Source organism: Pseudomonas sp. D1HM, from assembly GCF_019266105.1.
Classification (GTDB): Bacteria; Pseudomonadota; Gammaproteobacteria; order Pseudomonadales; family Pseudomonadaceae; genus Aquipseudomonas; species Aquipseudomonas taetrolens.
In genome coordinates this window covers 128,634-141,326 of sequence record NZ_LRMN01000007.1, presented here as the reverse complement: position 1 = coordinate 141,326, position 12,693 = coordinate 128,634, and the positions used below count along the sequence as shown (strand labels likewise).

General features: G+C 60.0%; 15 protein-coding genes. 8 read left to right on the top strand and 7 right to left on the bottom strand.

All coding sequences use genetic code 11. The annotated features are described in order from the left end of the window. The first annotated feature begins 107 nt into the window (after positions 1–107). The 3 genes from AWM69_RS10950 (at position 108) to AWM69_RS10940 (ending at position 2,538) form a co-directional block, all read left to right on the top strand. Entirely contained in the window at positions 108–569 is a 462-nt protein-coding gene (locus tag AWM69_RS10950) for a nucleoside deaminase (RefSeq protein WP_218726757.1), read from the top strand. Continuing rightward, complete coding sequence (locus AWM69_RS10945; RefSeq protein ID WP_218726755.1) at positions 556–1,761, top strand: CynX/NimT family MFS transporter; 1,206 nt, start codon at positions 556–558, stop codon at positions 1,759–1,761. Before AWM69_RS10950 ends, AWM69_RS10945 begins: the two co-directional genes overlap by 14 nt. Positions 1,762–2,016: 255 nt before the next feature. Continuing rightward, positions 2,017–2,538, top strand: coding sequence for a hypothetical protein (locus AWM69_RS10940; protein WP_131654599.1), 522 nt, complete (start codon positions 2,017–2,019; stop codon positions 2,536–2,538). A gap of 35 nt (positions 2,539–2,573) precedes the next feature. Here the strand turns inward: AWM69_RS10940 and AWM69_RS10935 are convergent, their stop codons facing one another. Next, positions 2,574–2,750 carry a hypothetical protein gene (locus AWM69_RS10935; protein WP_218726754.1) on the bottom strand — a complete coding sequence of 59 codons (177 nt, stop codon included), beginning with the start codon at positions 2,748–2,750 and terminating at the stop codon, positions 2,574–2,576. Positions 2,751–3,014: 264 nt separating this feature from the next. On the opposite strand from AWM69_RS10935, the gene AWM69_RS10930 reads away from it, so the two are divergent. Then, positions 3,015–3,431, top strand: a complete 417-nt coding sequence (locus AWM69_RS10930) for a glycine zipper domain-containing protein (protein ID WP_131654598.1) — start codon at positions 3,015–3,017, stop codon at positions 3,429–3,431. A gap of 135 nt (positions 3,432–3,566) precedes the next feature. On the opposite strand, the gene AWM69_RS10925 is transcribed toward AWM69_RS10930, so the two are convergent. From AWM69_RS10925 to AWM69_RS10915, 3 genes are all read right to left on the bottom strand, one after another. Then, on the bottom strand, positions 3,567–3,803 hold the full coding sequence (locus AWM69_RS10925) for a hypothetical protein (RefSeq protein WP_131654597.1): 237 nt from the start codon (positions 3,801–3,803) through the stop codon (positions 3,567–3,569). A gap of 180 nt (positions 3,804–3,983) precedes the next feature. Beyond that, positions 3,984–5,228, bottom strand: coding sequence for a saccharopine dehydrogenase family protein (locus tag AWM69_RS10920; RefSeq protein WP_048381989.1), 1,245 nt, complete (start codon positions 5,226–5,228; stop codon positions 3,984–3,986). A 28-nt stretch (positions 5,229–5,256) separates the two neighbouring features. After that, positions 5,257–6,354, bottom strand: a complete 1,098-nt coding sequence (locus tag AWM69_RS10915; RefSeq protein WP_048381988.1) for a carboxynorspermidine decarboxylase — start codon at positions 6,352–6,354, stop codon at positions 5,257–5,259. Between the two features lie 442 nt (positions 6,355–6,796). Here AWM69_RS10915 and AWM69_RS10910 point away from each other — a divergent pair, with 442 nt between their 5' ends. Beyond that, positions 6,797–7,546: a hypothetical protein gene (locus AWM69_RS10910; RefSeq protein WP_218726752.1), complete on the top strand. Its 750-nt coding sequence runs from the start codon at positions 6,797–6,799 to the stop codon at positions 7,544–7,546. Between the two features lie 65 nt (positions 7,547–7,611). Here the strand turns inward: AWM69_RS10910 and AWM69_RS10905 are convergent, their stop codons facing one another. From AWM69_RS10905 to AWM69_RS10895, 3 genes are read right to left on the bottom strand one after another with little or no spacing between them, the layout of a single operon-like run. Continuing rightward, entirely contained in the window at positions 7,612–8,043 is a 432-nt protein-coding gene (locus AWM69_RS10905; protein ID WP_218726751.1) for a carboxymuconolactone decarboxylase family protein, read from the bottom strand. Between the two features lie 26 nt (positions 8,044–8,069). Then, complete coding sequence (locus tag AWM69_RS10900; protein WP_218726750.1) at positions 8,070–8,690, bottom strand: FMN-dependent NADH-azoreductase; 621 nt, start codon at positions 8,688–8,690, stop codon at positions 8,070–8,072. After that, entirely contained in the window at positions 8,687–9,133 is a 447-nt protein-coding gene (locus tag AWM69_RS10895) for a GNAT family N-acetyltransferase (RefSeq protein ID WP_218726749.1), read from the bottom strand. The genes AWM69_RS10900 and AWM69_RS10895 overlap by 4 nt, the downstream gene beginning before the upstream one ends. Before the next feature lie 86 nt (positions 9,134–9,219). On the opposite strand from AWM69_RS10895, the gene AWM69_RS10890 reads away from it, so the two are divergent. From AWM69_RS10890 to AWM69_RS10880, 3 genes are all read left to right on the top strand, one after another. Then, on the top strand, positions 9,220–10,623 hold the full coding sequence (locus AWM69_RS10890; protein ID WP_218726748.1) for a PLP-dependent aminotransferase family protein: 1,404 nt from the start codon (positions 9,220–9,222) through the stop codon (positions 10,621–10,623). 137 nt (positions 10,624–10,760) lie between these two features. After that, positions 10,761–11,675 carry a LysR family transcriptional regulator gene (locus tag AWM69_RS10885; RefSeq protein WP_218726747.1) on the top strand — a complete coding sequence of 305 codons (915 nt, stop codon included), beginning with the start codon at positions 10,761–10,763 and terminating at the stop codon, positions 11,673–11,675. Positions 11,676–11,677: 2 nt separating this feature from the next. After that, positions 11,678–12,580 carry a LysR family transcriptional regulator gene (locus AWM69_RS10880; RefSeq protein ID WP_218726746.1) on the top strand — a complete coding sequence of 301 codons (903 nt, stop codon included), beginning with the start codon at positions 11,678–11,680 and terminating at the stop codon, positions 12,578–12,580. Positions 12,581–12,693: the final 113 nt, after the last annotated feature.

Sequence of the window (12,693 nt, the reverse complement as noted above, 5' to 3'; positions counted from 1 at the left end):
ATTGGCATGGTTATATTTAATTTCAGAATACATCAGTCACTGACCATACTCGCGCCTCATCAAAGATGACTGCGATGGCCTCTTCAACCAGACCCAGGAGCGTCCCGATGCACGACGATCAACACTACCTGCAGCATGCGATCACCTTGGCCCGACGCAATGTCGAAGCCGGTGGCCGACCGTTCGCTGCACTGCTGGTACGCGACGGCCAGGTGCTGGTCGAGGCCGTCAACGAAATCCACCTCAGTCAGGACCCCACCGCCCATGCCGAATTGCTGGCGATTCGTGCGGCCAGCCGGCAACTGGGGCCACGCCTGGATGACTGCGTGATGTATGCCACCGGCCAGCCCTGCCCGATGTGCCTGAGCGCCCTGTATTTATGCGGAATCGCCCGTGTGGTGTTTGCCGCCAGTAACGAAAGCGCTGCCGCGTACGGCCTGTCGACGGCGGCCATCTACGAACAGATCAGCCTGCCCCTGAAGGACCAGCGCCTGCCGATACAGCATGTGCCCCAGGCCAGCATGACCGCGCTCTATCACGACTGGCAGGCCCGCCATGCCGGTCACTGAGTCGAGCCTGCGGCGCCTGGGCACCTGGGCACTGCTGATTGCGCTGGGGCTCAACCTGCGGCCGTTGCTGAGTTCCATCAGCCCGCTGTTGATGGACATCCGCGACGCCACCGGCATGAGTTTCAAAAGCAGCGCGTGGCTCACCGGCCTGCCCGTGGTGTGCATGGGCCTGGTGGCGTTGTTCGGCATTCGCCTGGAAGCGCGACTGGGCCAGCGGCGTGGCGTGGCCTTGGGCCTGGCGATGATTCTGCTGGCTTGCGCGGCGCGATTGCTGTTCAGCCAGGCCAATGCCCTGCTTGCCACCGCCTTGTTCGGTGGCGCGGGCGTGGCCCTGATCCAGGCGCTGGTGCCGGGCTTGATCAAACAGCAGTTCCAGCAACGGGTGGCGCTGGCGATGGGGGTCTATTCGGCCTCACTGATGGGCGGTGGCGGCCTGGCCGCACTGTTCAGCCCTTGGGTGGCCAACCACTTTGGTCAATGGCAGGCCGGGCTCGGGGTGTGGCTGATACCGGCAGCGCTGGCCCTGTTGCTGTGGTGGCGATTGCCCTTCAGCGCCCGCCCCAAGGGCTCTACCGCCTCGCCCGATACCTTCTGGCACAACCGCAGAGCCTGGTTACTGGCGCTGTACTTTGGTCTGGTCAATTGCGGGTACATGAGCATGGTGGCCTGGCTACCGGCCTACTACCTGCAACTGGGATGGAGCGCCACCCAGAGCGGCACCCTGCTGGCGTTCATGACCATTTTCCAGGTCATTGCCGCCCTGCTGATGCCAGCGCTGGCGCAACGCCAGACCGATCGCCGGCTGCTGCTTGGCATCAGCCTCAGCGCCCAGGCCATCGGCTTTGCCGGCCTGGCCCTGTGGCCCCTGCAAGCCCCGCAACTGTGGGTCGCGCTGATCGGTTTCGGGCTGGGCGCCTGCTTTGCCCTGAGCCTGATCCTCACTCTCGATCACCGGCGCGACCCGCAACAGGCCGGGCAACTGGCGGCGTTCGTACAGGGCGTCGGCTTTTTGATCAACGCCCTGTCACCCTGGATGAGCGGCTGGCTCAGGGAGCTCACCGGCAGTTTCGTCAGCGCCTGGTGGGTGCTCATCATCACCGTACTGGCGATGCTGATCCTGACCCGCCGGTTCAGCCCGGGCAGCTATCGGGACGCTCCGCCCGCCACGACGTGCGGGGTGCATGCGGGGTGATGCGGATCGCCCCTTCGGCACGATTAGAAAGCTCTTTTTTGCAGCGAATTGGCGCATTTTGGCGTCAGGGTATTCTGCGATACAGCGCCAGCCCGAACTGACAAACACCATTGCCCCCACGCGAAAGACCCCGGCCAGACGGGCAAGCCGAGCCGCGCATGGCAGGGGGCGCGACGGGCCGCTGAGAAGGGCCTGACTTGCGCGTTCAAACGCTCACGGGATAGGGTCACGCGCTTATGTCAAAAGGACCCTGCCATGAACACCAAAACCCAATGGATAATCACGACGGCGAGCGCAATGATTTTTGGTTGCGCAAGCGGAGCCTTTATCTACCTGCAGTACTCATCGCAACAATCGAGACAAATTGGCCGCATCGAAGCCGAGAACATCTTCCTGAAAGATCAGGTCGTCCATTTGAAACAAGACAACACCTCGCTCCGGCTCAAGGTTGATGAGTCAACCGCCGCCAATAACCTGCACCTCGTGGAAGCTTCGCACTTCAAAAGCCAGCTTCAACAACGAGACACCCAGCTTGCGGATGCAAACCGGCAAATAGAACAACTGTCCGGGCAAGCCCAGCGATTTGCAGCCCTGGCCGACAGCTCAAAGCGCTGCGCCCCTGATCGCGAAGAGATTGTCGAGTTGCAAAAAGAGCTCGCCGGTCGCTCCTTTGCCTCCTTCGGCCATCCACCGGACGCGCAAAGAAAAGCCGAGATCAACGCCTTGCTTGATCAGCACCACAAAACCCTGCAAACCTGCCTGTCCGCGAAAGCATAGCCCTGCGTCGTTGCCTCACGGCCCGCAGCGCAGGCTCACGCGTTGCACTGCCTCCAGCCGGACAACATCAAGGCGATGCCTGGCACCAGCATCCCCGGTGCCATGTAGGCGAATGTCAGGTTGCTGAGCAGGCCGACCAGGCCAAAAACGCTGCCGCAAATCACCAAGGGGAAGCCCACCAGAAACATCGGATTACGAAACGCCTTGGTCATACCCCTTTCCCCTTAATATTTGGCACTCGCGCCTGACCCTACCGTAATGTCCAGCAGGATATAACCCCTTGCTGCGCAGGCTGGCGCTCGCCACGGCTCAAGACGGGTGTTCGGCGACGCCTTGCCGACCCTTTAGATACATTCAGTTACAATCTACAACCTCCGCAAAACTTGCTTTCAAGAACTTAAAACTCGAACCCCTTATCTATATTCCTGCACGAGCCTGAATTGATACCCTGCTCGCTTATTCCTGAGGTTAATAAAATGCGAATGACATTGCCTGCACTCGTTATAGGCATCCTGGTTGCACAAGGCGCAATGGCCGCCGGAGATGGCACGGCTGCTGTCGGAGGCGGCCTCGGCGGCGCACTGGGGAATATCGTGGGTCAACAAATGGGCGGTTCCACAGGAGCCGCAGTCGGGGCTGGCCTGGGAGGGGCTGCTGGCAGCGCAATCGGTGCTCCGCGAGGAAACAAAACCGAAGCGGCCATTGGCGGGGGCGTCGGCTCGGCCGGTGGCTCGATCATCGGCAATAAGCTGGGAGGCTCGACCGGCTCCACCATTGGCGCCGGACTGGGCGGCGCAGCCGGTGGCGCGATTGGTAATAACCTGGGTGACGATGACAATCACCGCTCCAATGGCAAGCACCACAAGCATAAGAACAAACACAAAAACCACTGATGAACTGAGTTCAGTTCAACGCAAAAGCCCGGCCAGTGCCGGGCTTTTGCTATTTCGTCCCTGGTTCAGCGCGCTGCCAACCGTGAATCGACCGTCACCCCCGGCTTCCCTGCCCCGGTGGATGACCAAAGCGCATCAATCGTCGTCGCGGTCATCATCATCACGATCGCGATCGCGGTCACGACGCCGGTCATAACGGCGATCATACTCACGGCGGTCATAACGATGATCGTCCCGGTCGTAATCACGTCCCCGATCGTATCCACGATCACGATCGCGGCTGTATCTGTCGCCATCATCCCAATGGTGTACGCACCCTCCCAAGAGGAGAACACCGGAAACGGCCAAGAGCATTTTTGCTAAGCGCTTCATTTAAAGGTCCTGAACACAAAGGTCGGGGATATGACCATCAGAGCGCAAAATGATTCCTCGGCGAGCTTGTGTTCTCACCCTCTCCAGAACACATAACGCACATGGCAAAACGCCGCTCAAGGAGCGGCGTTTTGCTTGGCGCTGTGCGCGGGAACGAGGTTCACCCGTGATTCAGGCGCCTCAGGCGTTGCAGTCCCACGGACGGTCGCCATTCTCGTCTTTGATGCGGGTCGGCAGGCCCATCACATCCAGCGCCTTGAGGAACGGCTCGGCCGGCAACTCTTCAACGTTGGCCATGCGTTGCACGTCCCACTCGCCACGAGCGACCAGCAGCGCTGCCGCGACAGGCGGCACACCGGCGGTGTAGGAAATGCCCTGGCTGTCAGTTTCTGCGTAGGCATCTTCATGGTCGGCGACGTTGTAGATGAACACCTCGCGCGGTTGACCGTCCTTGGTGCCCTTGACCAGATCACCGATGCAGGTCTTGCCGGTATAACCGGGCGCCAGCGAGCTCGGGTCAGGCAATACAGCCTTGACCACTTTCAATGGCACGACTTCCAGGCCCTCAGCGGTCTTGACCGGCTGCTCAGAGAGCAGACCGAGGTTTTTCAGCACGGTGAACACATTGATGTAGTGTTCGCCGAAGCTCATCCAGAACCGTACGTTCGGCACGTTGAGGTTCTTCGACAACGAGTGCACTTCATCATGGCCGGTCAGGTACAGATTCTGCGCCCCGACAACCGGCAGGTCGTCAGTACGCTTGACTTCGAACATGGTGTTGCTTGTCCACTCGCTGTTCTGCCAGCTCCACACCTGCCCGGTAAATTCACGGAAGTTGATTTCAGGGTCGAAGTTGGTAGCGAAATACTTGCCATGTGAACCGGCATTGACATCGAGAATGTCGATCGAATCAATGCGGTCAAAATACTGTTGCTGAGCCAGCGCTGCATAAGCGTTGACCACACCCGGGTCGAAGCCCACACCAAGGATCGCGGTGATGTTCTTCTCTTTGCATTCCTCGAGGTGATTCCACTCGTAGTTGCCGTACCAGGGCGGCGTCTCGCAGATTTTGCCCGGTTCTTCGTGGATGGCGGTGTCCAGATAGGCCACGCCGGTATCGATGCAGGCACGCAGCACCGACATGTTGAGGAACGCAGAGCCTACGTTGATGACGATCTGCGATTCGGTTTCGCGGATCAGGGCCTTGGTCGCTTCGACGTCCAGGGCGTTCAGCGCAAAGGCTTTGATTTCGGCAGGCTGCTTGAGGCTACCCTTGGCCTTGACGCTGTCGATGATGGCCTGGCATTTGGAGATGTTGCGCGACGCGATAGCAATACGACCGAGTTCGTCGTTGTGCTGCGCGCACTTGTGGGCCACCACCTTGGCGACACCTCCTGCACCAATGATAAGAACGTTCTTTTTCAATTGCTTTATCTCTCCTTTATCCGCCAGCTTACGAAAGGCTGGACAGGTAGTCTTCGTAACCAAATTCACGAACCACTTCGACTGTACCGTCGAGTTGTTTCACTACGATGGACGGCATTTTCAAACCGTTAAACCAGTTTTTCTTGACCATGGTGTAGCCCGCGGTGTCGATGAACGACAGCCGATCGCCGATGGTCAACGGACGATCAAATTGGTATTCGCCAAAAATATCCCCTGCCAGGCAGGATTTGCCGCACACCATGTAGGTATGCTCGCCTTCGCTTGGTGCCAGCTTGGCGTTGAGGCGATAGATCAGCAGGTCAAGCAGGTGAGCTTCAATGGAGCTGTCCACCACCGCCAGGTGCTTGCCATTGTAGAGAGTGTCGAGCACGGTCACTTCCAGCGAAGCACTGTTGGTGATCGCCGCTTCGCCCGGCTCCAGGTAAACCTGCACGCCGTACTTTTGCGAGAACGCTTTCAGGCGGGCGCAGAACGCGTCCAGCGCATAGCCTTCACCGGTGAAGTGGATGCCGCCGCCGAGGCTGACCCACGTGACCTTGTGCAGCAGCTCGCCAAAGCGGTCTTCAATGGTGCACAGCATCTGGTCGAACAGGTCGAAGTCACCGTTCTCGCAGTTGTTGTGGAACATGAAACCCGAAATCTGATCAATGACGCCTTCGATCTTCACCGGATCCCATTCACCCAGACGGCTGAACGGACGTGCCGGGTCGGCCAGCAGGTAATCCGAGCTGCTGACTTGCGGGTTGACCCGCAGGCCGCGGGTCTTGCCTGCGGAGCGTTCGGCAAAGCGCTGCAGCTGGCCGATGGAGTTGAAGATGATCTTGTCGCAGTTCTCGAGCATCTCTTCGATTTCATCGTCGGCCCAGGCCACGCTGTAGGCGTGCGCTTCACCTTCGAACTTCTGGCGACCGAGCTTGAGCTCGTACAGCGACGACGATGTGGTGCCGTCCATGTATTGCTGCATCAGGTCGAACACCGACCAGGTGGCGAAGCACTTGAGTGCCAGCAGGGCCTTGGCGCCGGACTGTTCGCGCACGTAGGCGATCTTCTGCATGTTCGCCAGCAGTTTCTGTTTATCAATGAGGTAGTACGGCGTTTTGATCATTTCGAGGCGCCTCCAGCAAGGCCAGCCAAAAAAGGATGCGCATTGTGCCTTCACTGACTGGATATCGAAAGAGCAGAACGCCCGGTTCGACATGTGGCCATCCTGACCGGGATCGATGGGTGGGTTGGCGACGCGCTGGCCCGGAGGCATCGGCGGTCCTCCCGGGGATGCCTGACGGGCTGGCGCCCGCTATGGGTGTGAATAGGGCACGACACATGAAATGAACGACCCAAGCGCAAAAGTCCCGCGATCATATGATTGAAATATTTCAGTCATGTGACAACGCCTTGTCATCCAGTGTGATGCTCAAAACCGTCAGGCCGTTCAGGCCCAATCTGAATATTCTGCCCCTGGCCGTCGCACTTTTTGCCGGTTTTTCGCTCTATGTCTGTCCAGGTCATGCTGATTCCCTGCGAAGACCGAAGAACCAGACTGGGTGCCGATGAATCGAACGCGACCTGTTTTTACCCTGCGCTGGATGCGTGGCACGCTGGTGCCTGCCGCTCTCTTCACGCTGTTTGCCACCGGTTGCAGCCAGCAACAGGGACGCGATATCGCCCGACAATTCAATGAAGGCAAGCCTCAAGAGTTCTTCCAGACCAGCGTCGATCGCATGGCCACCCTCAGCATGAAGGACAACCTGCAAAGTCTGTACTTGCTGATGAACAAGCTCTACCTGAGAAACCCCAACCAGTGGCGCCAGTCGGGGTATCTGGATGCGGTGAGCGCGGCGCGGGAGATCCGCCAGGCGATCGAGCTGCAGCAGCCGCTGCCCGCCCTGGGAAACCGCCGTGACCTGGAAGCCCTGAGCTATTCCTTGAGCCCGGAATTTCGCGGCGATCGGGTCGGGGCCTTTATCTACGCGATCGGTAGCATGCTGGTCACCGCCCACGGCGGACACACCGAGTTTTTCATGACGAACGCGATCAATCCGCAGTTCGTGAGCAATGCCGCACGTAATATCGAAAAGGCCACCTGGCTGCTCAGCCAGCGTCAGGATGAGAGCGGAGCGTTGCTGCTGTTTTCCAATGAAATATCGGAACAGTCCAGCAACCTCAGTTTTGCCGTTGAGTTCGGCAAGATCGTTGCCCGCCTCGACCTGTTGGCCCAGATGCTTGATGAGCGCTACCGACGCATTGGCCTTAACTATGCGCAGAGCTTGCTGCTGATGAACTTTTTGCCGGTGCAGTAACGATCCGCGCCGCTAGGTGCGGACGTCCATCCCCTGTCGTTACCAGGTCGGCACCCGCCTCACGGTCAGAGATTCATGCCCACCGCCAGCCGGTTAAAGGCATTCATCAAGGCCGCTGCCAGCGTCAGGTCGGAAATCTCGGCATCGCTGAAATGCGCTTTCAACGGCGCGTACAACGCGTCTGGCGCGCCGCCTTCACTGATGTCTGTGAGTGTCTCGGCCCACGCCAGGGCAGCGCGCTCGCGGTCGTTGAACAGTGCGCTGATGCGCCAGCCGGCGAGGCAATCCAGTTTCTCCTGCGGCACTTCACACTCGCGCAGGCTTTTGGCATGCATGCCCAGACAATAAGCACAGCCGTTGATCTGCGAGATGCGCAAATACACCAGCTCAAGCAGCGGCAAGCCTAACGTGCTGGTGGCCAGCGCTGTGCTTGTGGCGACCAGCCCCTGGTAGGCGGCAGGCGAAAGGGAAGGAAACGGCAGTCGGGCTTGGCTCATGGTAAAACTCCTGTGTCGATAAAGGGTCAGGCGCAAACTAAAGGGTTGAACAACGGGTCTTGCGACAGCACGGCCCGGGCATTTTCGACGGTTGCCTGGATGGCCTCATCGCCGAACACCAACCCCTGGAGATAGATGAACTGCAGGTTGAACAGACCGAGGGTGTTCAGCACCTGCCGCAGGTAAGGCGTCAGAAAATCCGGCTGGCGTGCCTGCTCACCCTGGTGAACACCTCCGGACCCCACCACTACGTACACCGGGCGGTCGCGCAGCAGCCCGACCTTGCCCTCGGCACTGGAACTGAATGTCCGGTGAATGCGCAGCACATAGTCGACCCAGAGCTTGAGCGCGGCCGGGAGCGTAAAGTTGTGCATGGGCGTGGCAATGAGCAGGATATCGCAGCGCTCCAGCTCGCCGATCAGCGCCTCGGACAGCTCGAACTCTGGGGCGTCGAAGGGCGTGACCTTAGTCAGGGCATGGGCGTAGTCCCTGCCCAGCGGCGGCAACGGAGACGCGCCCAGATCGCGCTCAACCAGTTCCAGCTGCGGACACCGCTGACGCAGGGCCGCTACTGCCTCCAGGGCCAACTGATTCGCATGGGAAATCTGCCCGTGGGGGCTGGCGTTGATCAACAGGGCATGGTTCATGCCGATTCCTCTTGCCGAAGGCTCTGGGTGAAATGCATGCCACGGGCCAGCAGCCCCTGGCGGAAATAGAAGCGCTGGGCCAACGGCATATGCAGGCCGGTATCCAGCACCAAGTGATCACAACCGCGCAGCACGGCTTCATCACGCACAGCACTCAACAGCCGCTCGCCCAGGCCGCTGCGCTGTAGCCCGGGGCTCACCACCAGATCATCGACATAGATGAAGCGCCCATAGAGCAGGTTTTCCAGCTCGCGGTAACCGGCCAGACCGACCACCTGCTCTGCGCTCCAGACCGCCAGCAAACGGTAGCCCTGGCGGGTCTGGCGGGCCAGTTGCGCGGTATAGGCCGCCGGATCGACGAGATGCGGCCTCAAGACCTGCATCAAATCGAAACTGGCTGCAAAAGCCTCCGGGTTTTCGAGGTGTTGAAGTGTGTAAGACATCGCCATCGTCCGCTGTAGAGAGGCGCCCACTTTAGAAGTGCGATGGTTTAGTCTACAGAGCCAAAAAATGCATAAATGACTAGGCCATGATGATTCCCTTCGAACTGGACCGCAGCCAGTCAGCGCCGATCTATCGCCAGCTTTATCAGCGTTTTCGTGAGTCGATCGCTGACGGGCGCCTGCGCCCCGGAGACCGGGTACCGGCTGTGCGCGCCCTGGCGGCGGAGCTGAACCTGGCCCGAGGCACCGTGGACGCGGCCTATCAGTTGCTGATTGGCGAGGGCTACCTGATCGCTCGCGGAGCAGCCGGGACAGTAGTCACACCGCAATTGACCCCCGCTGCCGCCCCCCCGGTTCGCACCCCGGTCACGTCGCCGACGTATCAAGCCACCCATTCCGGGACGCAGCCATTGGCCCTGCAGATGGGCCTTCCGGCGCTGGATGCCTTTCCGCGCAAACTCTGGACCAGACTGGCGGGACGTCAGCTCAGGCAGTCGGGCCTCGAAGGTCTCGTCTACCCGGACTCCCGGGGCTACGCACCGTTACGCGCGGCCATTGCGGCCTACCTGGGAATTTCGCGGGGCATCACCTGCCACCCGGATCAGGTGTTCGTGTGCGCCGGCTACCGCGCCTGTCTCGATTTGATCAGCCACACGTTGATGCGCCAGGGCGACTCCTGCTGGCTGGAAGAGCCGGGCTACTTCATGGCCAGGCACGCGCTGCTGGAAGCCGGTGCGCAGTTGGTGCCGGTGCCCGTGGATGATCAAGGGCTGGACGTCGCACAAGGCATCGCCCGCGCGCCGGATGCGCGCTTTGCCGTGGTCACGCCGACCCACCAAAGCCCGCTGGGGGTGTCGCTGTCATTGCCGCGCCGGTTAGCGTTGCTCGAATGGGCCAACCGCCAGGGCAGCTGGATCATCGAAGACGATTACGACAGTGAATACCGCTATCAAGGCAAACCCTTGCCGGCCCTCAAGAGTCTCGACCAGCAGGGCCGTGTGTTGTATGCCGGGACCTTCAGCAAAGTGCTGTTTCCAGGGCTGCGCCTGGCCTATCTGGTGGTGCCCGCCGAGCAGACCCGGGCATTCGCCCGCCAGGCGGACCGCCTGCACAACCACTGCCCCCAGCTGCTTCAGGCAACCGTCAGCGCCTTTCTTAACGAAGGCCACTTCGCCCGGCACTTAAAGAAAATGCGCAGCCTCTACGCACGCCGCCGCCAATGGCTGATCGATGCCCTGCAGCAACACTTCGGCGAACGCCTGCGGATCAACGCCCAGGCCGGCGGCATGCACCTGGTCGCCGGCCTTCGCGAAGGGAACGACCTCGAACTCGTCCAACGGGCCCAGGCCGTCGGCATCGCCATCGAACCCCTGTCCCAGTGGTACCTGGAAGCCAAACCTCACCACGGTCTGGTTATCGGCTTCACCAACATCGCCAGCGCCGAACAGGCTTCAGCGGTGGCACTGCGACTGGTTCAAGTGCTGGGGTGAGCAAGTGGTTTGTTCCAACGTCTGGTGCAGGTGGAACGATGGTGACGTTGGCCGTAACAAACGACCATTGACTTTATTAGACTGGCGTCGAACGCTACGTTGTAGCAGCTAAACCCACCCGGCTAACTGGCGGTGACATGGACAGGTTTCAGGAAATGAAGGTGCTGCTGGCCGTCGCGGAAGCAGAGAGTTTTGCTGGAGGCGCTAAGTTGATGAGGATGTCGCCACCAAGCGTCACGCGTGTCATAGCCGGTCTTGAAAATCGCCTGGGCATATTGCTGCTCGCACGTAGCACCAGGAGCTTACGGCTGACTGAAGCGGGACGCCGCTATGTGGATGACTGCAAGCGCATCCTGCTCGACGTAGAGGATGCGGAAGAGCTGGCCACCGGAAGCAGTGTCCGTGCCCGCGGCAACCTGACGGTGACTGCGCCGGTCATGTTTGGCGAACAATATCTAATACCGCTGATCACACAATACCTGGCGGAGCACCCTGAGGTGACAATAAACGCCCTGCTGGTAGATCGCCTTGTGAACATGCTCGACGAAGGGGTGGACGTCGCCATTCGTATAGGTCAGCTGCCTGATACCGGCCTGCAGGCCATCAGGGTCGGACAGGTCTCTGCCGTGATATGTGCTGCGCCGGCGTTTCTTGATCACGTCGGCAGACCCAAGCACCCCCGCGATGTGTCAGGGCTGCCAATCGTGATGTCGTCGGCGAGTACGTTGCTCACTGACTGGCAATTCAGTGTCGGTGAACGCACCATCGCCTTGCATCCCAAACCGCGCCTGGTTGTCAGCTCCAACCAGGCATCAATCAATGCGGCCCGAATGGGCTGGGGACTCACACGGGTTCTGTCCTACCAAGTGGCCGAGCCAGTCGCCAAAGGCGAGCTGGAGATCCTTCTAGAGGCGTACCAGACACCTGCGCTACCGGTGCATATCTTGTATCAGGGCGGCAAACGGGTATCTGCAAAGGTCCGTACTTTCGTTGACTACTGCTCCGCTCGACTCGCCGCAGATCCAGCACTGCAAGCCGTTACGGTGGTATAGGCATGGGCCGCTATCGTGAGATGCAGACATTCGTCGCGGTGGCGCAGGCCGGCAGTCTGGCCGCCGCCGCACGGCATCTCGAGGTGTCACCGGCGACTGTCATGCGCACCATTGCGTCCCTGGAAGCGCGGCTACACAACACCTTGCTGAATCGCACTCCGCGCGGTGTAACGCTGAGCCCTGCTGGCGAACAGTTCATACAAAGCTGTCGGCAAATCCTGGAACGGACCGAGCTTGCCGATCGGTCTGCGGCTGGCCTGCATGCTCGACCTGACGGCAAACTGACGATAGCACTACCGTTACAGATGGACTCAGAGGTCTTCACTCCGATCATCCTCTCCTACCTGGCCGCCTATCCTGATGTATATCTGGCCGTCCAGGCCAGCCGCGGAGCCCCCAAGCTCCTTGAGGATGGCATCGATATTGCGTTGGCCATCGGCCAATTACCCCATTCCTCCGAGTTCGCGGCTTCACTGGGCATGGTCAGGCCGATCGTGTGTGGCTCACCCGACTACCTGGCCGCATGGGGGCGTCCCGAAACCCCCGAAGACCTGAAGGCACATCGAGCGGTGGTGAGTTCATCACCAGGCTACGAGACCGATTGGCGCTTTCTTTGTGGTCACTCCATCCGCCAGATAAAACCGACACCGGTGCTGACCTGCACGACGCAGCGTGCGGCCATTCGTGCAGCAACATTGGGCGTGGGTTTGACTCGCTGCATGAGCCATGAAGTTTATGATGAGCTGGCCGGTGGAGCGCTCGTGCCGGTACTGGAGAAGTTCACCGGCCTGAGCATGCCGGCGCAGTTGATCTACCGCCACGGTCGCCGCGCCGAGGCACGAGTGCGATCTTTTATCGACTTTGCTACCCCCCTGCTGCGTTCCCACCCAGCGTTTATGGGCTGAAATCATCAATTTTTCCACCACGTCTGATTTCGGAAAACGAAATTATGGATTGTTCTGCGTGGTGATTCTGCTTGGCCAGCGATGAGCGCAGCATGGCTCCAACAACGTCATAG